Source organism: Neisseria sp. HMSC069H12, from assembly GCF_001812735.1.
Taxonomy (GTDB): domain Bacteria; phylum Pseudomonadota; class Gammaproteobacteria; order Burkholderiales; family Neisseriaceae; genus Neisseria; species Neisseria subflava.
This window is the reverse complement of record NZ_KV810297.1, coordinates 22670-43889: the sequence shown is the minus strand read 5'-3', so window position 1 is coordinate 43889 and position 21220 is coordinate 22670. Positions and strand designations below refer to the sequence as shown.

General features: G+C 49.6%; 20 protein-coding genes. 10 read left to right on the top strand and 10 right to left on the bottom strand.

Going from position 1 to position 21220, the window contains the following annotated elements; all coding sequences use genetic code 11:
• Window positions 1–21: 21 nt before the first annotated feature.
• Entirely contained in the window at window positions 22–771 is a 750-nt protein-coding gene (locus HMPREF2872_RS09300) for a Nif3-like dinuclear metal center hexameric protein (protein ID WP_070633122.1), read from the bottom strand.
• 175 nt (window positions 772–946) lie between these two features.
• On the opposite strand from HMPREF2872_RS09300, the gene HMPREF2872_RS09295 reads away from it, so the two are divergent.
• Complete coding sequence (locus tag HMPREF2872_RS09295; RefSeq protein WP_070633120.1) at window positions 947–1873, top strand: LysR family transcriptional regulator; 927 nt, start codon at window positions 947–949, stop codon at window positions 1871–1873.
• Between the two features lie 64 nt (window positions 1874–1937).
• Here the strand turns inward: HMPREF2872_RS09295 and HMPREF2872_RS09290 are convergent, their stop codons facing one another.
• From HMPREF2872_RS09290 to dnaJ, 3 genes are all read right to left on the bottom strand, one after another.
• Entirely contained in the window at window positions 1938–2597 is a 660-nt protein-coding gene (locus tag HMPREF2872_RS09290) for a TIGR01621 family pseudouridine synthase (RefSeq protein ID WP_070633118.1), read from the bottom strand.
• A 1-nt stretch (window position 2598) separates the two neighbouring features.
• On the bottom strand, window positions 2599–3177 hold the full coding sequence (locus HMPREF2872_RS09285) for a TMEM165/GDT1 family protein (protein ID WP_070633116.1): 579 nt from the start codon (window positions 3175–3177) through the stop codon (window positions 2599–2601).
• A 298-nt stretch (window positions 3178–3475) separates the two neighbouring features.
• Window positions 3476–4627, bottom strand: a complete 1152-nt coding sequence (gene dnaJ / locus HMPREF2872_RS09280) for a molecular chaperone DnaJ (protein ID WP_070633114.1) — start codon at window positions 4625–4627, stop codon at window positions 3476–3478.
• Window positions 4628–4828: 201 nt separating this feature from the next.
• Between dnaJ and HMPREF2872_RS09275 the strand changes: the two genes are divergently transcribed.
• The 4 genes from HMPREF2872_RS09275 to HMPREF2872_RS09260 all read left to right on the top strand — a co-directional run bounded on the left by HMPREF2872_RS09275 (window position 4829) and on the right by HMPREF2872_RS09260 (window position 9842).
• Complete coding sequence (locus HMPREF2872_RS09275; RefSeq protein WP_070633111.1) at window positions 4829–5164, top strand: hypothetical protein; 336 nt, start codon at window positions 4829–4831, stop codon at window positions 5162–5164.
• Window positions 5165–5363: 199 nt separating this feature from the next.
• Entirely contained in the window at window positions 5364–7985 is a 2622-nt protein-coding gene (gene leuS, locus HMPREF2872_RS09270) for a leucine--tRNA ligase (protein WP_070633109.1), read from the top strand.
• 236 nt (window positions 7986–8221) lie between these two features.
• Window positions 8222–9034, top strand: a complete 813-nt coding sequence (locus HMPREF2872_RS09265; RefSeq protein WP_070633107.1) for a DNA adenine methylase — start codon at window positions 8222–8224, stop codon at window positions 9032–9034.
• Window positions 9027–9842, top strand: coding sequence for a DNA-methyltransferase (locus HMPREF2872_RS09260; RefSeq protein WP_070591787.1), 816 nt, complete (start codon window positions 9027–9029; stop codon window positions 9840–9842). Before HMPREF2872_RS09265 ends, HMPREF2872_RS09260 begins: the two co-directional genes overlap by 8 nt.
• A 12-nt stretch (window positions 9843–9854) precedes the next feature.
• Here HMPREF2872_RS09260 and HMPREF2872_RS09255 read toward each other — a convergent pair whose 3' ends face one another.
• The 4 genes from HMPREF2872_RS09255 to HMPREF2872_RS09240 form a co-directional block, all read right to left on the bottom strand.
• On the bottom strand, window positions 9855–10553 hold the full coding sequence (locus HMPREF2872_RS09255; protein ID WP_141752875.1) for a MutH/Sau3AI family endonuclease: 699 nt from the start codon (window positions 10551–10553) through the stop codon (window positions 9855–9857).
• Window positions 10540–10794: a helix-turn-helix domain-containing protein gene (locus tag HMPREF2872_RS09250; protein ID WP_070591788.1), complete on the bottom strand. Its 255-nt coding sequence runs from the start codon at window positions 10792–10794 to the stop codon at window positions 10540–10542. Before HMPREF2872_RS09250 ends, HMPREF2872_RS09255 begins: the two co-directional genes overlap by 14 nt.
• Window positions 10795–10919: 125 nt before the next feature.
• Window positions 10920–13535, bottom strand: a complete 2616-nt coding sequence (adhE, locus tag HMPREF2872_RS09245; protein WP_070633105.1) for a bifunctional acetaldehyde-CoA/alcohol dehydrogenase — start codon at window positions 13533–13535, stop codon at window positions 10920–10922.
• Between the two features lie 316 nt (window positions 13536–13851).
• Entirely contained in the window at window positions 13852–15171 is a 1320-nt protein-coding gene (locus HMPREF2872_RS09240; protein ID WP_070633103.1) for an MFS transporter, read from the bottom strand.
• Between the two features lie 353 nt (window positions 15172–15524).
• Here HMPREF2872_RS09240 and HMPREF2872_RS09235 point away from each other — a divergent pair, with 353 nt between their 5' ends.
• Window positions 15525–16898 (top strand): Na+/H+ antiporter family protein, encoded by a 1374-nt coding sequence (locus HMPREF2872_RS09235; protein WP_070633101.1) that lies wholly within the window; start codon window positions 15525–15527, stop codon window positions 16896–16898.
• A 1-nt stretch (window position 16899) separates the two neighbouring features.
• Complete coding sequence (locus HMPREF2872_RS09230; RefSeq protein ID WP_004518924.1) at window positions 16900–17127, top strand: SlyX family protein; 228 nt, start codon at window positions 16900–16902, stop codon at window positions 17125–17127.
• Window positions 17128–17228: 101 nt separating this feature from the next.
• Here the strand turns inward: HMPREF2872_RS09230 and lysA are convergent, their stop codons facing one another.
• Window positions 17229–18449, bottom strand: a complete 1221-nt coding sequence (gene lysA / locus HMPREF2872_RS09225; RefSeq protein ID WP_070633099.1) for a diaminopimelate decarboxylase — start codon at window positions 18447–18449, stop codon at window positions 17229–17231.
• A 16-nt stretch (window positions 18450–18465) separates the two neighbouring features.
• On the bottom strand, window positions 18466–18636 hold the full coding sequence (locus tag HMPREF2872_RS09220) for an LPS translocon maturation chaperone LptM (RefSeq protein WP_036472795.1): 171 nt from the start codon (window positions 18634–18636) through the stop codon (window positions 18466–18468).
• A gap of 71 nt (window positions 18637–18707) precedes the next feature.
• Here HMPREF2872_RS09220 and cyaY point away from each other — a divergent pair, with 71 nt between their 5' ends.
• The 3 genes from cyaY to HMPREF2872_RS09205 all read left to right on the top strand — a co-directional run bounded on the left by cyaY (window position 18708) and on the right by HMPREF2872_RS09205 (window position 21174).
• Complete coding sequence (gene cyaY, locus HMPREF2872_RS09215; protein WP_070633097.1) at window positions 18708–19031, top strand: iron donor protein CyaY; 324 nt, start codon at window positions 18708–18710, stop codon at window positions 19029–19031.
• 54 nt (window positions 19032–19085) lie between these two features.
• Complete coding sequence (luxS, locus tag HMPREF2872_RS09210; protein WP_004518928.1) at window positions 19086–19592, top strand: S-ribosylhomocysteine lyase; 507 nt, start codon at window positions 19086–19088, stop codon at window positions 19590–19592.
• Between the two features lie 154 nt (window positions 19593–19746).
• Window positions 19747–21174, top strand: a complete 1428-nt coding sequence (locus tag HMPREF2872_RS09205) for a hypothetical protein (protein ID WP_283119015.1) — start codon at window positions 19747–19749, stop codon at window positions 21172–21174.
• The last annotated feature ends 46 nt before the right edge of the window (window positions 21175–21220 follow it).

The window sequence follows — 21220 nt, the reverse complement described above, 5'->3', positions numbered from 1 at the left end:
TTTTATGATATTGCTCAATACTCAAGCAGGATTGTTTTCATCAAAGTGAACCACTTCGATACCGAATTTTTCTGCCACGGCATCGCCTAAGGCGCGTACGCCGTAACGTTCTGTCGCATGGTGGCCGGCACTGATAAATGCCACACCCGTTTCATTGGCAAGATGATATTGCGCTTCGGAAATCTCACCGGTCAAATACACATCGACACCTTCGTCTACGACTGTCTGAAAAAATCCCTGCGCACCGCCGCTACACCAGGCAATGCGTTTGATTTCGCGTTCAAGATCGCCGATAACGGTCGGCTTGCGGCCGAATACCGCCTCAATGCGTTCAGACAACTGCGCCACTGTTTGCGTGGTTTTCAGACGGCCTGTATTTAACAGGTTTTGCTCGCCGAATTGTTTTTCGAGCACCCAATCGAGTTTTTCGGCCAACTGTGCGTTATTGCCCAGTTGCGGGTGCGCGTCCAGCGGCAGGTGGTAACCCGCCATATTGATTTGGTGTTGCAGCAAGGTTTCAATGCGTGCTTTTTTCCAACCGGTAATCGTAACAGGCTCGCTTTTCCAAAACATGCCGTGGTGAACCAAAAGCATATCCGCCCCCTGCTCTACGGCAAAATCGATTGCAGCTTTGCTGGAGGTAACCGAAGTGGCGATTTTGGCAATTTCTTCTTTGCCTTCAACCTGCAAACCGTTGGGTGCATAGTCCTTAAACAGCCCTACCTGCAATGTCTCATCGCACCAAGCCAGAATTTCGCGGCGTAAAGCCATATTCCGCTCCTTATATCTATCTTCAAAAACAGCTTCGCATTCTAACCGCAAAATCTGTTTATGCCTCAAATTCTTACATTCCGATTTCAGCAATCATTCCCAACATTAATCATTTGCACATCATCATGAATTATTTTAATATACGCTACCTTACCCACAGGCCGTCTGAAAACACATGGACTCTATTATCGAATTGCGTCATCTCAAAACCTTGCTGGCTTTAGAAGAAACCGGCAGCGTTTCCCTTGCCGCCAAACGGGTTTTCCTGACCCAATCTGCCCTGTCGCACCAAATCCGCACCTTGGAAAATTATTACGAAACGCCGTTGTTTGAACGTAAATCCACACCTTTGCGCTTCACGCCTGCCGGTATGCGCCTGTTGCAACTGGCGCGCGAGCTGTTGCCGCAGGTTGCCGCCGCCGAACGTGATCTGGTGCGGATTATCGAGGGCGAAGCGGGCGAACTCAGACTTGCCGTCGAATGCCACACCTGCTTTGACTGGCTGATGCCTGCCATGGGCGAATTCCGCCCGTTATGGCCGCAAGTTGAATTGGATATCGTTTCCGGTTTCCAAGCCGATCCGGTCGGGCTGCTACTGCAACACCGTGCCGACCTTGCCATCGTTTCCGAAGCCGAGCCGCTCAACGGCATCAGCTACCGCCCTCTGTTTGCCTATGAAATGGTCGGTATCTGCGCAGAAGACCACCCGCTTACCGACAAAGACGTTTGGGAAGCCGAAGACTTTATCGACGAAACCTTGATTACTTATCCCGTCCCAGACGAAATGCTGGATTTGCCCAAAAAAGTGCTGCTGCCCAAAGGCATTAATCCGCCGCGCCGCCATAGCGAGCTGACCATCGCCATTATCCAGCTGGTTGCCAGCAAACGCGGCATTGCTGCCCTGCCCTATTGGACGGTCATGCCGTATTTGGAAAAAGGCTACGTCGTCCACCGCAAAATTACTTCAGACGGCCTGCAAAGCAAACTTTATGCCGCCATTCGTACGGAAGATGCCAACAAAGGCTATCTGGACAATTTCTGCCAAATCACGCATGACCGCTGTTTTGCCGACTTGCCGGGTTTGAGCGAATTGGAAATGTAAACTTGAAACAATCAAAAGGCCGTCTGAACAATTTTCAGACGGCCTTTTCAATATATAAAAAATCTCACTGCTTCTCTTCGGATTCATCCGAGTTCAAACACGCCGACAAATCGATTTCAGACGGCCATGTTTTATCGGGCGCAATCCGAATATCGAAATGCTCGCCGCGATAATCAAAAACCAAACGCCAAGCGTGCAGAAACAGATGTCCCGCCTCATCTCCGCCATACAGCGTATCACCCAAAATCGGACTGCCTATGCTTTTCATGGCCACGCGCAGCTGATGGGTTTTGCCGGTAAACGGCTGCAACACAAACAGGCGCAAACCGGACTTCAGGCTTTGGCTGCTGAAACGGGTAACGGCAAAATTATCCTCATCACGCGTCAGCTTCCATGTACCGCGCCGCGAACGCGCCATACCGCCTTTCACCCAGCCCTGCTTTTTTGCAGGCTTGTGCGTACCGAGTGCCAAATAAGTTTTACGCATGGTTTTCTCGGCAAACTGTGCCGACAAAGCCGCCGCGCTGTCGCGGTTTAACGCAAACAGCAATAAGCCGCTAGTGGCTTTATCCAAACGGTGAACCAACCACACGCGTTCAACGCCGAGCTGCTGCGCCAGCGAAGCAGTCAGGCAAACATCCTCTTCCGATTCGCTGTGCACCGATACGCCGCAAGGCTTATTGATGACCACAAAGTCTTCGTGTTCAAAAACAATGTCCCACATTTCAGACGGCCTTCAACACGATACCGTCGCCAAGCAGGGTCAAAATACCCAGCAGGCAGAACAAGATACATGCGGCAATGTGTACTGCTTTGGCCGGAATTTTGCGCATCAGCATTTCGCCCAAATACACGGCAGGCACAGAAGCAATCATCAAACCGGCAATACTGCCGACCACGACCAGCAGGATAGATTGGTATTTTGCCGCCAAAAGAACTGTTGCAATCTGCGTTTTATCGCCGATTTCCGCCAAGAAAAACAGGACGACCGTCGCTGTAAATGCGCCGTATTTCAGCCACTTGCCGTCAGGGTCTTCGTCTTTGTCCGGCAACAGCAGCCATAATCCGACGGCAATAAAACTGCCGCCGACCACCCATTTCATGACTTCTGGCGAAATAGCGGATGCCAGCCAGACACCGAGTGCGGCTGAAACAAGATGGTTCAACAGGGTTGCAATAAAGATACCGGCAACAATCGCGTTTTTGTGGGCAAAACGTGCTGCCAAAAAGAGCGCGAGCAATTGCGTCTTATCGCCGATTTCGGCAATAGCAACGCCCAGCATCGAGGAGAAAAAAGCTTCCATGATTTAAGATACTCAACCGAAAAGCGGGCAAACAAAAAGCGCTGTGCATACCGCCCGCAAGGGTATGGACAACGCTTACGTCTTGCCTGTCTTCCGATAAAGCAGAGAAGATACCGCTGCCACGGCCGCACAAGCCGATTATGTTGACAACGGTTCCGGCATTGCGCCGAATGGCTACTCCCGTAAGAGTGAGGCGCGAATTATAAGGCAAACCATGGCTTGAAGCAATAAAAAGAAAAACAAAAGGCCGTCTGAAACCCGACGTAAAGCAGGTTTCAGACGGCCTTTTTCACAGCGATTAATTATCGGAGAACAAATCGCCTACTTTTTCGCCTACTTTTTCCCAAAACGATTTTTTGCGCGGGGTTTGGCTGAGATTGAGACCGGAGGAGATTTTTTCAAATTCTTCCAACAACTCTTTCTGACGATCGGTCAGGTTGACCGGCGTTTCGACCAAAATGTGGCAGTACAAATCGCCGGTCGCGCTGGAACGCAGAGACTTAATACCTTTGCCTTTCACGCGCATACGGCGGCCGGTTTGCGTTTCTTTCGGAATGTGCAGTTTGACTTTGCCGTCCAAAGTCGGCACTTCGACTTCGCCGCCCAATGCGGCAATGGCAAAGCTGATCGGCAGTTCGCAATGCAGATCTAAGCCGTTGCGTTCGAAGATTTTGTGCTGTCTTACGCGGACATTGACATACAAATCGCCTGCCGGTGCGCCGTGTTGACCCGGTTCGCCCTCGCCGCTCAAGCGGATGCGTTGACCGTCGTCAATACCTGCCGGAATGTTGACTTCAACCGTTTTGCTGGTTTTGGTGCGGCCTTCGCCACGGCATTTGACGCAAGGATCTTTGATTTCTTTGCCTGTACCGTGACAAGTCGGACAAGTCTGCTGCATTTGGAAAATGGCTTGGCGGACGTGCACCGTGCCAGAGCCGTGACAGGTCGAACAAGTCGATGCGGATGTGCCCGGTTTGGCACCTGAACCGTGACAGACATCACATTCTTCGTAAGTCGGAATGTTGATGCGTTTTTTCACGCCTTTGGCGGCTTCTTCAAGCGAAATCTCTATACCGACCTGCAAGTCCGCACCGCTGTAATCCGGCTGACGGCCGCCTGCGCTGCCGCCACCGCCGAACATTTGGCTGAAAATATCGGAAAAATCGAAGCCTTGCGCGCCGCCGAAACCGCCAAAGCCACCGAATCCGCCTGCACCTGCGCCCTGTTCAAACGCGGCATGACCGTATTGGTCGTACATGGTACGTTTTTCCTTGTCAGACAAGGTATCGTAAGCTTTTTGGACTTCTTTAAATTTTTCTTCCGCTTCTTTGTTGTCGGGGTTGCGGTCGGGATGGTATTTCATTGCCAGCTTGCGGTAGGCTTTTTTGATTTCATCGTCGCTAGCGCTGCGGGCAACACCAAGGGTTTCGTAATAATCTTGGGTACTCATAATTTTGATAGTGTTTTGAATAAGTTTGAACTGGGTCGGATATGTGGGCGGAAGGTAAAAAACTCAAGTCGATATTTTTAAGGCCGTCTGAAAATTTTGTTTCAGACGGCCTCCCTCGCCTTGTCAAAGCATGATAATGGCCTTAAAGTGAAAGAATATTTGACCCTATACCGCTGTTTTATACTAGAAAGGTTTTCCTCCATGATGAAAAAAACCGCTTCCTTTTTATGCCTGATGCTGATGGCGGCCGCTGTCCAAGCCGCACCGTCCGACAGCGAACGCATTGCGGCACTGGAGCGTCAGGTGGCCGAACTGACTGCCCAAGTAAACCGCCTACTGAGCGAACGTTTGGACGAGCGTTCCGCACGCAGAAACAACGAAGTTCACGTGTGTACGTTGTCAGCATTTACCGATACCTTCCGTACCGAAAACGTCAACCGAGGCCGCGCCCGCTTGGATGTAATTCAGCAATGCCGCCGCCAACACGCGGAAATGTTCTGCAAGGAAGAAGCCGTCCGTTGCCAGACTTACCGTTAACCTTTCATACTCAGGCCGTCTGAAACCCTGTTTTCAGACGGCCTTTTGATTGTTTGCGTTCTTCCATGTCAAAACAAACGGGAAACAACAATGCCAAAGCGGTTTGACATGATGTTACGACACAAGCAATCCGCTTCTGAATCCGCTATAATCTGCGTTTGATTTTATTTTCCAACGCCTTTGTATAAAGCGAAACATCATGCAAGAACAATATCAACCCGCCGCCATCGAACCTGCGGCGCAGAAAAAATGGGACGACGCCCGTATTTTCAACGTCTCCGAAGACGCTTCCAAACCCAAATACTATTGCCTCTCCATGTTCCCCTATCCCAGCGGCAAACTGCACATGGGGCATGTGCGCAACTACACCATCGGCGACGTATTGAGCCGCTTCAAACTCTTAAACGGCTTCAACGTCATGCAGCCTATGGGTTGGGACGCGTTCGGTATGCCGGCGGAAAACGCGGCGATGAAAAACAACGTCGCCCCCGCCGCTTGGACGTACGACAACATCGAATACATGAAAACCCAGCTCAAAAGCCTAGGTTTTGCGATTGACTGGGAGCGCGAAGTCGCCACCTGCAAACCCGAATACTACCGCTGGGAACAATGGCTGTTTACCAAGCTGTTTGAAAAAGGCATCGTCTATCGCAAAAACGGCACGGTAAACTGGGACCCTGTCGACCAAACCGTGCTTGCCAACGAGCAAGTTATCGACGGACGCGGCTGGCGTTCGGGCGCGTTGATCGAAAAACGCGAAATCCCGATGTATTACTTCAAAATCACGGATTACGCCGAAGAGCTGCTCAACGACTTGGACAAGCTGGAACACTGGCCGGAACAAGTCAAAACCATGCAGCGCAACTGGATCGGCAAATCTCGCGGCATGACCGTGCGCTTCGCCGTTTCAGACGACAGCAAACAAGGTTTGGAAGGTGATTACGCGAAATTCCTGCAAGTTTATACCACCCGCCCCGACACGCTGATGGGTGCGACTTATGTTGCCGTTGCCGCCGAGCATCCGCTGGCAACCGCCGCAGCCGCCGACAAACCCGAATTGCAGGCATTTATCGCCGAATGCAAAGCGGGCTCGGTTGCCGAAGCCGATATGGCGACGATGGAGAAAAAAGGCGTGCCGACAGGCCGCTACGTCGTCAATCCGCTCAACGGCGACAAGCTGGAAGTGTGGATTGCCAACTATGTATTGTGGGGCTACGGCGACGGCGCGGTCATGGCGGTTCCGGCGCACGACGAACGCGATTTCGAGTTCGCCACCAAATACAATCTGCCTAAAAAACAAGTCATTGCCGTTAGTGACAACGCATTTGACGCAAACCGATGGCAAGAATGGTACGGCGACAAAGAAAACGGCGTATTGGTCAACAGCGGCGACCTGGACGGCATGAATTTTCAGACGGCCTTCGACGCCATCGCCGCCAAGCTGCAAAGCCAAGACGCGGGCGAACCGAAAACCCAATACCGCCTACGCGACTGGGGCATTTCGCGCCAACGCTACTGGGGCTGCCCGATTCCCATCGTCCATTGCGAAAAATGCGGCGACGTACCCGTTCCCGCCGACCAACTGCCTGTCGTTCTGCCTGAAAACGTCGTACCCGACGGCATGGGTTCGCCGCTGGCAAAAATGCCTGAGTTTTACGAAACCACCTGCCCATGCTGTGGCGGCGCGGCGAAACGCGAAACCGACACCATGGACACCTTCATGGAATCGAGCTGGTATTTCTTCCGCTACATGTCGCCCAAGTTCGCAGAAGGCATGGTATCGGCTGAAGCCGCGAAATACTGGGGCGCGGTCGACCAATACATCGGCGGTATCGAACACGCGATTCTGCACCTCTTGTACGCGCGCTTCTTCACCAAACTGATGCGCGACGAAGGTTTGGTCAATGTTGACGAACCGTTCGAACGCCTGCTCACGCAAGGCATGGTACTGGCTGAAACTTTTTATAGTGAGAATGAAAAAGGCATCAAAACTTGGTACAACGCTGATGATGTACAAGAAGAAAAAGACGGTACTTATAGTTTAATGTGGGCAGATGACCACACCACTGTTCAATTCGGTGGCATGGAAAAAATGTCCAAGTCCAAAAACAACGGCGTCGATCCGCAAGAAATTATTGAAAGATACGGTTCGGACACCGCCCGCCTGTTCATGATGTTCGCTGCACCGCCCGAACAGTCCCTCGAATGGAGCGACAGCGGCGTCGAAGGCGCACACCGCTTCCTGCGCCGTCTGTGGCGTACCGTTTACGAATACCTGAAACAAGGCGAAGCAGTCAAAGCGTTCGCAGGGAGCCAAGACGGTTTGTCTAAAGAACTCAAAGACCTGCGCCACAAACTGCATTCCACCATCGCTAAAGTCAGCGACGACTACGGCCGTCGCCAGCAGTTCAACACCGCCATCGCCGCTGTGATGGAATTGCTCAACCAATACGACAAAACCGACACCGGCAGCGAACAAGGCCGCGCCGTCGCCCAAGAAGTATTGGAAACCGCCGTACGCCTGCTGTGGCCGATTGTGCCGCACATCTGCGAAACCCTGTGGAGCGAATTGAACGGCGCGAAACTGTGGGAAGCAGGCTGGCCGACAGTCGATGAAGCCGCATTGGTCAAATCCGAAATCGAAGTGATGGTTCAAGTCAACGGCAAACTGCGCGGTAAAATCACCGTCGCCGCCGACGCCTCCAAAGCTGACCTCGAAGCCGCCGCCCTTGCCAACGAAGGTGCAGTGAAATTCATGGAAGGCAAGCCTGCGAAGAAAATCATCGTCGTTCCCGGACGCTTGGTGAATATCGTCGTCTAAACCGCTTTTAAGGTTTAGCCACACGGATAAAGGCCGTCTGAAACTTGGAAACAGGTTTTCAGACGGCCTTTTTAAGGTAGATTAAGCTGATAAGTCCAATAACACATTGGGATGAAAAGGTTCCATTGGATTTAGAATCACTCTACACACGTCCCTGAAACATAAATCCGTTGTATTCCTCACGATGTTTTGGCACAATTCGAAGCCAATCAACCACGCTTGTACTTGGCATCCTAATGGCTTCAAAACCCTTCCTAAAATGGGCTGGTGGCAAACATAAACTTGTCCCCTTTATCGAACACAATCTACCCACTCCTGCACGAAAACGTCTGGTTGAACCCTTTTGCGGTTCTGCTGCTTTGTCTCTTGCATTGGATTTCGAACATTATCTGCTCAATGATATTAACGCTGACTTAATCGGCTTATTCCGTATCCTAAAAGAAGAAAAATCCGGATTCATAGACTATACCCGCTCTTTCTTTACTTCCGAAAACAATAGCGATTCAAGATTCTATGAGTTGCGGGAACAATTCAACTTCAGCCAAGATCTACACGAACGTTCGGCGCTATTTATTTATTTGAACCGCCATGCTTTTAACGGTTTATGCCGTTACAACAGCAAAGGGGCATTCAATGTGCCATTCGGACGCTACAAATCTCCTTACTTTCCACAACAAGAAATGGAAGGTTTCATTCAAAAATCTGATAGAGTTGAATTAATGTGCGGAGATTTTCAAACGATCCTATCTCTGACAAACAATACAGATACTGTTTATTGTGATCCTCCTTATGCACCTTTAAGCCCAACCGCTTCATTTACCACTTATGCCAAAGAAGGTTTCAATTTAGACGATCAAATCCGCCTTTCCCTGTCAGCCCAACAAATTGCGCCTAACTCTCAAGGCGTTTTGATTTCAAATCATGATACTGAATTTACGAGAGATATTTATTCTTCTGCTATTCTGAAAACGGTTGAAGTACAACGCAATATTGCCGCGAAAGGCAGCAGTCGTAAAAAAGTCGGAGAATTATTGGCAATTTATGAGTGATTTCGACAAATTGGCTGAAGAAGCTGCCATTTATCAAAGTCGTTTGAAAAAAATTGTTTCAGACGACCTTGTCCTCTACAACGAAAATTCCCTTACCGTCATGCGGAAGATATTGGAAAAACATCCAAATGGCTGTTTTGATATGATTTTCGCAGACCCTCCTTACTTTCTTTCCAATGACGGCTTCAGTTGTCAAAACGGACAAATGGTTTCCGTTAATAAGGGCAACTGGGATAAATCCAAAGGAATGGCGGCAGATTTGGAATTCTACGAAGAATGGCTCCGACTGTGTTACGCCTTATTAAAACCAAACGGCACAATTTGGGTTTGCGGCACATTTCATAATATCTATTTAATCGGCTACCTGATGCAAACCATCGGCTACCATATTTTGAACAATATTACTTGGGAAAAACCAAATCCTCCCCCTAATTTGTCCTGCCGTTTTTTTACCCATTCGACAGAAACAATCTTATGGGCAAAGAAAAATAAAAAAGCCAAACATACGTTTCATTATGAAATGATGAAAGCACAAAATGATGGCAAACAGATGAAATGTGTTTGGACATTTCCTCCACCAAATAAAACCGAAAAAACATTCGGCAAACATCCGACACAAAAACCACTCCCCTTGCTTGAACGCTGCATACTATCGGCTTCAAATATCGGAGATTTAATTTTTGACCCTTTCATGGGCAGCGGCACAACAGGCGTTGCTGCCTTAAAACATGGTCGGAAATTTTGTGGTTGCGAACTAGAAGAAGATTTTTTTGAATTAGCAAAGAAAAGGCTACAACAAAAGCTGTAGCCCCATCTTATTTTAAATTATTCGAACAACACCATCTCTATCCTGTCTGGCCATTTCACGAACTTCCCGCATGAATTCTTTTTTAAAATAAAATGCATGATTCTTATTTGAAATATTCCGATTATATTGTGCAGAAAATATAGGACTGTATGGCTTGGAATCTTTTGATCTGATTTGTATAAAACTACCGTTTGATGTATGAATGTATCCGTCGCCGGAATTAATATCAGCTAACAGCTTACCTTTAATTTGCGTGAAATCAGCAGATAACTGTCTGAAAAGTTCACCCCCTTCATTTATTTGCACATGATAGGCTGACTGTATGTACCATTTATCAGGATCGTTGTCGACTTTACAAATAGGAACATATAGCAAATTCTTTATTTTTTGGTATATCCAACTATCTTTAAAGCTTATCTGATCGCTGATTAACTGATCAAAGTTACTGGAAATCTGCGAGATAAACATAGTCTCTAGTGGTGCACCATCTGCATCTGCTTTATTGGTTTTCAGCTCACCATCAGAAAAATCTGTCAAAGCATTTGTATTCTCAAGTCCTATTAATTTCTCGATAAACTGTCCTACCCCGCCTTTATTTATCTTCATTTCAGCGGTGAACTCGGGAAATCTGGTTTGATATTCAAGTTTTAGATCTCCTAGCGTCCTTCCGACGTTTTCTATAAAAAAACCATACGAATCAGTTAGATTCATTATCACAGTTCCCGTCATTAACATAGTCCTTAAAAGTTAAAAGTTCAGGCAAAGAAATATCTAATGCACTAGCCAAACGAATAAGATTTAATAGGGCAGGGTTACGCTCTCCACGTTCTATCATTCCGATATAAGTCCGGTGCATATTCGCTTTTTCAGCCAATGCTTCCTGACTTAAATCCTGGAGTTGTCTTAAATGACGAACATGTTTGCCAAATTGTTTTAAAATTTCTGATTTCATGATGACTATTCTTAATGTTTGCAAATTAAATTCCACATACAATAAGTATCAACTTTAGTTCTAATACGAAAGGCAGTCTGAAACCCTATATTCAGGTTTCAGACTGCCTTTTTATCTGCCCGATTTTATTCGCCGTAATAGGCTTTGGTCAGGATTTCTTCCATATCGGCTACCATAGCGAGGCGTGGGTTGGCCGGGGTACATTGGTCTTCAAAAGACATCATGGCCAGTTCTTTGCGGCCGTCGATGAAGGTTTTCTCATCGATGCCCTGCTCTTTCAACGACATTTTGATGCCGACGTTGACCGCCAGTTCATGACAGGCACGGGCGAAGGATTCGACGCCTTCTGCCGGTGTGCTGCATGGCAGGCCTAAGGTACGGGCGATTTCCTGATATTTCAGGTCGGCTTTGTAGTAGTTGTACTTCGGCCAAGTAGCGGTTTTCTGCGGACGCGTGCCGTTGTAGCGGATGACGTGCGGCAGCAGGATGGCGTTGGCGCGGCCGTGCAGAACGTGGTATTTGCCGCCGATTTTGTGCGCCATCGAGTGGTTGATGCCCAAGAACGCATTGGCAAACGCCATGCCTGCGATGGTGGAGGCGTTGTGCATGTGTTCGCGTGCTTCGGGGTCGGACGCGCCGTGTTTGTAGGAGCGTTCGAGGTATTGGAACACGAGCTTGATGGCTTGCAGGGCGAGGCCGTCGGTAAAGTCGTTGGCGAGCACGGAAACGTATGCTTCTACGGCGTGGGTCAGTACGTCCAAACCGGTATCGGCGGTTACGCCTGCCGGAACGGTCATGGTAAACGCAGGATCGACAATCGAAATGGTCGGTGTCAGCGAGTAGTCGGCAATCGGATATTTTTTGTCTCCGTCGCTGATGACGGTAAACGGAGTCACTTCGGAGCCTGTACCCGACGTGGTAGGAATGCCGATAAATTTGGCTTTGCGGCCCAATTCAGGGAAGCGGAAGGCGCGTTTGCGGATATCCATGAATTTTTGCACCAAGTCTTCAAAGTCGACTTGGGGCTGTTCGTAGAAGAGCCACATGGCTTTTGCCGCGTCCATCGGCGAGCCGCCGCCCAGCGCGATGATGGTGTCGGGCTGGAAGCTGCGCATCAAATCCGTGCCTTTATAGACGGTTTGAACGCTCGGATCGGCTTCGACATCGGTGAAAAGCTGGATGGTCACTTTGTTTTTGCGTTGATGCAGTTGATGGGTGATTTTATCGACAAAGCCCAGATCAACCATCGAACGGTCGGTCACAATCATGACTTTTTCGCAGTCTTTCATGTCTTGCAGATATTGGATGGAATCGCGTTCAAAATAGATTTTGGCGGGTACTTTGAACCATTGCATGTTGTTTCTCCGACGGCCTACTTTTTTGATGTTTAACAGGTTGACTGCGCTGACGTTGCCGCCGACGGAGTTTTTGCCGTAAGAGCCGCAGCCCAAGGTCAGAGACGGCAGGAAGGCGTTGTAAACGTCGCCGATGCCGCCGAAGGTGGAGGGCGAGTTCCAAATCACGCGTAAGGCTTTGACGCGGGTGCCGAAGGTTTTTGCCAATTCTTGATCAGCGGTATGGATGGCGGCGGAGTGTCCCAAGCCGTCGAAGGCAACCATTTCTTCGGCGAACTTCAAACCTTGTTCGGTGGAATCGGCTTTGAGCATCGCCAGTACGGGCGAGAGTTTTTCGCGGGTCAGCGGCTCGTTGGGGCCGACTTCGCGGCATTCGGCGATGATGATGTTGGTTTTTTCGGGAACTTTAAACCCAGCCTGTTCGGCAATCCACGCCGCCGGTTTGCCCACCACGGCAGCATTGAGTTTCGCGCCGCCACAGTTGGCGCAGTTTGCCGTAACGCCGAAGATGAAGTCTTCGAGCATGGCTTTTTCTTTTTTGTTGGAAAAGTACACGCCGTAGGATTTGAACTCTTCGACCAGCTCTTTATAAATCTCTTTGTCGGCGATGACGGCTTGTTCGCTGGCGCAAATCATGCCGTTGTCGAATGCTTTGGACATCACGATGTCGTGTGCCGCCTGCTGGATGTTTGCCGTTTTTTCAACATAGGCAGGCACGTTGCCCGCACCGACGCCGAGCGCGGGTTTGCCGCAGGAATAAGCGGCTTCCACCATCGCATTGCCGCCGGTTGCCAAAATCGTTGCCACGCCCGGATGCTTCATCAGCGCGGAAGTGCCTTCCATAGACGGCTTTTCAATCCACTGGATACAGTTTTCCGGCGCACCGGCCGCAATCGCCGCATCGCGCACGATTTGGGCGGCGTGGGCGGAACACTGCTGGGCGGAAGGGTGGAACGAGAAAATAATCGGATTGCGGGTTTTCAGCGCAATCAGGGATTTGAAAATGGTGGTGGAAGTCGGATTGGTGGTCGGCACGATACCGCAGACGACCCCGACCGGATCGGCGATTTCGGTAATGCCGGTTACATCGTCTTCGCTGATGACGCCCACGGTTTTCAAGTCGCGCAGGCGGCGCACGACGTTTTCGCAGGCAAACAGGTTTTTGGTCGCTTTATCTTCAAATACACCGCGCCCCGTTTCTTCAACCGCGCGCATGGCGAGTACACCATGTTTGTCCAGCGCGGCGATAGAGGCTTTGGCCACAATAAAATCAATCTGCTCCTGATCCAACTTAAGAAACTCATCCAACGAGCGCAAACCCTTTTCAACCAGGCTGTTTACCTCGGCTACGGCTGGGCTGACGACGTTGTCGGCTGATGCGTTCATGGTGTATCTTCTTGATATAAGGTGGCAATAAAGTCGATAAATTTTCACTACGATTACTATAAGTAATTTAGTTACATTCTGCTTTGACCTACATCACAAACCATGATTGAACTTTTCAGACGGCCTCTTTATCATTTATTCATTTTAATTTGTTGAAGTATAATGATTTCATCCTCGCAAAACAAAAGACGGTCATTCTTGGTCGCTTTCCTCGTATATTAAAATAAGAACAGAAAACCAATGTATCAAAATTACATACTCAAAATAAAAAGGCCGTCTGAAAATATTTTTCAGACGGCCTTTTCATGTCTATCTTTTATTGGCTGATGTCTTCCAGCGTACGGCCTTTGGTTTCTTCACCTAATACCAAGATTACCGCCACAATCAGCAGCATAACCAGCGCAAACATCATAAAGATATTGCCGAAGCCGCCGCTGTTGCCCACCATCGCCGCCACTACCATGGGCGCGAGTATGCCGCCGACGCGACCGATGGCGCCTGCCCAGCCGGATGCGAAGGCACGAAAACGCAAGGGGTAGAGTTCGGGGGTGTAGGTGTACAAAACGCCCCATGCACCCAAGTTGAAGAAGGACATCAGGCTGCCCCAGATCATGACTTCGGCCGCAGTTGTGCTTTGCCCGAAAAACCATGCGCACACGGCGCAAGCGGCCAGAAAGCCTGCCAGCGTTGCTTTGCGACCGATTCTTTCCACCAAAGCCGCGGCGGCAATATAGCCGGGCAGTTGCGCAACAATCATCACCAGCACATATTCAAAGGTTTTGACCACGGTATTACCCTGCTCGACTAGTAATTTGGGCAACCAAGTAAAAATGCCGTAATACGAAAACACGATGCCGAACCAAACCAGCCACAGCATCAGCGTGCGCCGTGCAAACGGATGTTGCCAAAGTTGGACGAAGCGGATGCGTTCGCGCGGTGCGGCCGGGGCGGCAACGGCTTCTGTCGGCGGCGTGATGCCCGATTGAGTTTCCAGCGCGGATACCAAACGGTGCGCTTCGTTGGTTTTGCCGCGGGAAAGCAAGTAAGGCACGGATTCGGGAACAAACTTCAACACCAACGGCACATAAAACAGGGGTAAGGCGCCGAATAAAAACGCGCTGTGCCAGCCGGTTTGCGGAATAAAGAAATAAGACACCAGCGCGGCCGAGAGCCAGCCCAAGCCCCAAAAGCTTTCCAACAACACAATAAAACGGCCGCGTACTTTCGGCGGCGCATATTCGCTGACCAGCGACACGGCGACGGGCAGTTGGCCACCCAAACCGACACCGACAAAAAAGCGGCACACCAGCAAAACCGCCAAGTCAGGCGCGAGTGCGCACAAGCCTGTGGCAATGCTGTACACCACCATCGTACCGGCAAAAACGGTTTTCCGTCCGAACCTGTCTGCCAGCCAGCCGCTGAATACCGCGCCCAGAGCCATGCCGACAAAGGCAATGCTGACAATCCAACCCAACTGCGCCGGAGCCAGCGCCCAATCTTTGCCCAAAGCCGGCAGTACAAACGACACCAAGCCTGTATCCATGGCATCAAACAACCAGCCTATGCCGACCAACACCAAAAGTTTGCAATGAAAGCGTGAGGGAGGCAGATTGTGCAGCCGCGTCAGAATATCCATAGTTTCTTTCCTTTGTTTGTATATTATTTATAAATAACTGCTTTAGTTTCAGCGACAAACCTAAGAATAGAGCATTATGTCGATTTTAACATTTATACAATATGCAAAGAATAGGAAACGCGCGTTTTTTTGGCTATTTTTGAATATCTTAATCTCGGCGATAAACCGCATACCATTTTGAAACATAAAACAAGAAATCACTTCAGGCCGTCTGAAAGTTGATGATCTGGTTTTCAGACGGCCTGCCGTTTTTTGCAAAGGCTTCATGCTTGGGTTATGATGTTTATTTGTAATATGTAAACAGATGATTGCCTGTTTTTACATAACAGGCCGTCTGAACAACGGAGAACGATATGAATGCGGTTGTAATTGCGGTCATCATCATGCTTGTGCTGTCTTTATCGCGCGTGCATGTAGTGCTCAGCTTGGCTGTCGGCGCGTTTGTCGGCGGCTTGGTGGCCGGTATGCCTTTGGAGAATGTAACCAACACGGCCGGCGATGTGGTGCAGCAAGGGATTATTCCTGTTTTTAACGAAGGCCTGAAAGGCGGGGCGCAAATCGCGCTGTCTTATGCCATGCTCGGCGCGTTTGCCATGGCCATCACGCATTCCGGCCTGCCGCAGCAGCTCGCCGGCGTGATTATCCGCAAACTCAACGGCGGCGAAGGCAACGCGAAAGGCGAAGGCGCGGTCAAATGGCTGCTGCTGGCGATTATTTTGTGCATGGGCGTGATGAGCCAAAACGTTGTGCCGATTCATATCGCGTTTATCCCGTTGATTATTCCGCCGCTGCTGTTGGTGTTCAACCGTTTGAAACTCGACCGCCGCCTCGTGGCCTGCGTGATTACGTTTGGCTTGGTAACAACTTATATGTTTCTGCCTTACGGTTTCGGCGCCATCTTCTTGAACGACATCATGTTGGGCAATATCCGCTCGGCAGGCATGGACACCAGCGGCATCAATGTGATGCACGCAATGGCGATTCCGGCTTTGGGCATGGTATTCGGCTTACTGCTGGCCTTTTTGCACTACCGCAAACCGCGTATTTATCAAAACAATACCACTGACACGGAAGACAACCGTGCGGCAGTGCAACAACAAGAGCCTTCAACCTATCGCAGCTTGGTAGCGGCCGTGGCGATTGCCGTGTGTTTTGCCATTCAGCTTTTGTATGATGGTTCGCTGGTATTAGGCGCTATGTTGGGCTTTGCCGTGTTTATGATGTTGGGCGTGATGAACCGCTCCGCCGCCAGCGATGTGTTCGGCGAAGGCATCAAAATGATGGCGATGGTCGGCTTTATTATGATTGCGGCTCAAGGTTTCGCCGCCGTAATGAACGCAACCGGCGAGATTCAGCCTTTGGTCGAACACAGCATGGCTTTGTTCGGCGGCAATAAAGGCATGGCCGCATTGACCATGTTGTGCGTCGGCTTGCTGGTGACCATGGGCATCGGCTCGTCCTTCTCGACTTTGCCGATTATTACCGCGATTTATGTGCCTTTGTGCATTAGCTTGGGCTTCTCGCCTATGGCGACCGTCGCCATCGTCGGCACCGCCGGTGCACTGGGCGATGCAGGCTCCCCTGCTTCCGACTCGACGCTCGGCCCGACCATGGGTTTGAACGCCGACGGCCAACACGACCACATCCGCGATTCGGTTATCCCAACTTTTATCCACTACAATATCCCGCTGATGGCTGCCGGCTGGATTGCCGCGATGGTACTGTAATATGAGCGATATTCAGGAATTGGAACACCGCGTCACGGAGCTGGAAATTCAGACGGCCTTGCAGGAAGATTTAATCGGCAGCCTGAACGACACCATCGCCAAGATGCAGCAGGCTTTGGATTTGCAACAAGGCCAGCTACGGCTTCTGTATCAACGGATGCAGGACAAAGGCGCAAACGGCGAACGTGAACCGTACAGCCTGCGCGACGAGATTCCGCCGCATTATTGATAAACTAAAAAGGGCGTGTTTGATACATGCCCTTTTCTTTCATAACAAAGGCCGTCTGAAAGTCTATCAAGCTTTCAGACGGCCTTTTAAACAATCAAACCTTACAAACAAGCCAATTCGTTGGCCATTTGCTGCTCGACGGTTTCACGTTGGCGGATAAGTTTGCACTCGCTGCCGTCAACCAATACTTCCGCCGCACGGTTGCGCGTGTTGTAGTTGCTCGCCATGCTTGAGCCATACGCACCGGCGCTGCGGATAAGCAGCAAATCCCCTTCTTCGCAGGCGATGGTGCGGTCTTTGCCGAGGAAGTCGCCGGTTTCGCAAATCGGGCCAACGATATTAGCCGTCAGAGGCTCAATGTCTTTGGTTTCGACCGCTTCGATGTGATGATACGCATCATAAAGCGCCGGGCGCATCAAATCGTTCATCGCCGCATCAACCATCACAAAGTTTTTCTCTTCGCCATGTTTGACGAATTCAACTCGCGTCAATAACGCACCTGCATTACCGACCAAACTACGACCAGGCTCAAGAACCAGTTTCAGACGGCGTGTACCCATCAGTTTTTGAACGGCTTGGGCATACGCGCCCAAATCAGGCACGTTTTCATCTTGATAAACAATGCCGACACCGCCGCCCAAGTCCAAGTGTTCCAACACAATACCTTCGTCTGCCAATTGGTCGACCAAGGCCAAGATACGTTCGCAGGCTTCGACAAGCGGGTTGAGGTCGGTCAGTTGTGAGCCGATATGGCAGTCGATACCGACGATTTTTAAATGGCTTTGCCGGGAAGCATGACGATAGGCCTCAAGCGCATCGGCATAGGCAATACCGAATTTATTAGCTTTCAGGCCGGTGGAGATATAAGGATGGGTTTTGGCATCGACATCGGGGTTGACGCGCAGAGAAACCGGAGCGACCTTACCCAAACGCGCGGCAACTTTCTGAATACGGTCGATTTCGGGGATGCTTTCCATATTGAAGCATTTCACGCCGGCATGAAGCGCGAACTCGATTTCCGCCTCGCTTTTGCCCACGCCTGAAAATATGGTTTTCGCCGCGTCGCCGCCCGCCGCCAAAACGCGCGCCAACTCGCCGCCAGACACAATGTCAAAACCGCTCCCCAAAGAAGCAAAGTGCTTGATGATGCTCAGGTTGCCATTGGCTTTCACTGCGTAGCAGACAAGCGGATTTAAAGCAGCAAACGCGGTTTGGTAGTTTTCAAATGCCTCGGTCAGCGCAGATTTGCTGTACACATAAAGCGGCGTACCAAACTCTTCGGCAAGGTGTGTATAGGGGAGTTGTTCGCAGAATAAAGTCATGTTTGTGAAGTCTTTTTTAGTCGTTGGTTTGAGTGGTCGGTTCTTTGGCCGTATCGAATTTCAAGCCGGTCTGAATCACGCCGAAGCGCGCCTTGTCGCCTTCTTTGGGCAGGTAGAGATCGCCTTTGTAGCCGCAGGCAGAGAGCAGCAGAGCCGTTGCCGCTGCAAAAAATACGCCGTATTTCATCAGTAAAACTTTCTTCATCATTACGAATGTGGCAAGATTCGGTATCTTAAACAAAAACCACACAAAAAGCCATGATGACCGAAAGCGAATTCATCCGCCTGAGCGAAGAATTGTTTGAACACATTGAAGACCAAATCGATGAAAACGGCTGGGATTTCGACTGCCAGTTTGCCGGAAACGTCCTGACCATCGAAGCCGAAGACGGCACGCAAATCATCGTCAACCGCCACACGCCCAACCAAGAATTGTGGATTGCCGCCAAAAGCGGCGGCTACCATTTCGCCGAGCAAAACGGCAATTGGCTGGCAACACGCGACGGACGAGATTTCTACGATGTTTTGAACGAAGCACTGAGCACGGCTTCGGGCGAAGCAGTCAATATTGCCGAATTGTGATTGAATCTTTAAATCTCACCCTCTAAAAATCTATTTACCTCAAAGGATGCCCAAATGCCCCTACTAGACAGTTTCAAAGTCGACCATACCCGTATGCACGCCCCTGCCGTACGCGTGGCAAAAACCATGACCACGCCCAAAGGCGACACCATTACCGTATTTGACCTGCGTTTCTGCATTCCCAACAAAGAAATCCTGCCTGAAAAAGGCATTCACACGCTGGAGCATTTGTTCGCCGGTTTTATGCGCGACCACTTAAACGGCAACGGCGTTGAAATCATCGACATTTCCCCAATGGGCTGTCGCACCGGTTTCTACATGAGCCTCATCGGTACGCCCGACGAGCAAAAAGTAGCCGACGCATGGCTCGCTTCAATGCAGGATGTTTTGACCGTTCAAGACCAAAGCAAAATCCCCGAGCTGAATGAATACCAATGCGGTACTTACCTGATGCACTCGCTTGCCGAAGCGCACGAAATCGCCCAAAACGTTTTGGCACGCAAAGTCGCCGTCAATAAAAACGAAGAGCTGACATTGGACGAAAGTCTGTTGAACGCTTAAGCCGCCATGACAGTAAAGGCCGTCTGAAACTTTATATGACAAGTTTCAGACGGCCTAAAATCTTTTATTCCAATTTTCAACCTTTCAGCCATAGTTTTACACCGCCTAAAAATAAGTTGGCGGATGCTGACAGTGTACATAGTATAATTACACTTTGAACAAACAACCTGATTCTATTGCCTTTATGAAACCGTTTTTCTGCAAAACCGCTATTGCCCTCAGCCTGACCCTCCCAGCCGCCGCCAACGCTGCTGAGTATGTCTGCAATGTTGAAGGCATTACTGTTTATGCTTCATACCAGATCAACAATACCTGCCGCGTAGTTGACACAAACACCACCACAGAGAGCGGCATTGTTGCAGAACCTAACGTATTCACTGAATCTGAACCAACTAATAAATCCGTTACAAATGGTTCCGCCATTCTCAACGATATGTCCGCTTTAAAAACGGTACAAACAACAGAATTTAAAGCATCTGCCGCTGACTACGTTCATGCTTCTCAAGCAACGCCTGCGGTACAAACCCCAGTCGTTGTTGCTCGAAATGAAAATGGTATTCCCGCACCTATTTCCATTCCTATTGCACAAGCACGTCTAACTTCTCAAATTGACAAAAACGTTGCTGACGGTCTTGCCATTCTCAGCGATACAGCTGTTTCAGACACTGCCCCTACAATAAAGTCTGAAATTGACACTACCGACGTTCTCAACGTCATGTCTGCTACTACACAGCCTCAAACTATGGCTGTTCAAACTCCAAACAATACTCCTACCCCTATTACGCAAACCCTTCCAACAACATCTGCGATTCAACTCCCTCAAACAATTATTCAGAATCCTGTTGTTTTACCCAAAACACCTGATAAAACTACGGCCAAACAAAATAACCAAACCGTAATTACCTCAGATGAAGCAATTGACAAAACACCTATCAAAATTGAAACCAAGCGTAAAGGTAAAGCCTATACCAAAACCTCAACCCGATATAATGCAAAAAACACCAATACTGGTAAAACAACTGTCGCAAACACAGCTAACGAACAAACGATTAAAACTGTTGTTGCGCCAACAGTAGAATCAAATGTACCAAATAAACCTGCTACAACGGTTTTCCCGGTAGATCAAAGCAAAACATCTGCACAAACACCTTTCCCTAAGGCATATACACCGGCTGCCGATATTCCGTTCGATCCGAGCAATGTTTACAACGATATCAAAATTCTGCCCCATATTCCGATTACCAGCGTAACCAACACAGCCGAAGCCGCCAATCCGCGTCTGAATATTATCTTGCGCAACCGTCCGGGCAAATCACGCGCTTCTTCATACAGCAAATACAAAGCCCCTGTGATCCGTACTGCACCTGTAGTTACGCCGGCTCCTAAGCCAAGCCCTAAAGAAACCCGCAAACAGATATTGCAGACCGAAGTACGCAATGAACAGGCCGCTATTACCCACCTTCAAACCCAGCTGAATGCGGCCAAACAAAAAGGTGATCAAATTAAGATCCAACAGCTGACCCGTACCATCAACGCCCGTAAAGCGAATATCCGCGCTATTCAAGGTGAGATGTCTCGTTGATTGGTTTTTGATACAAAAAGGCCGTCTGAAAATATTTTCAGACGGC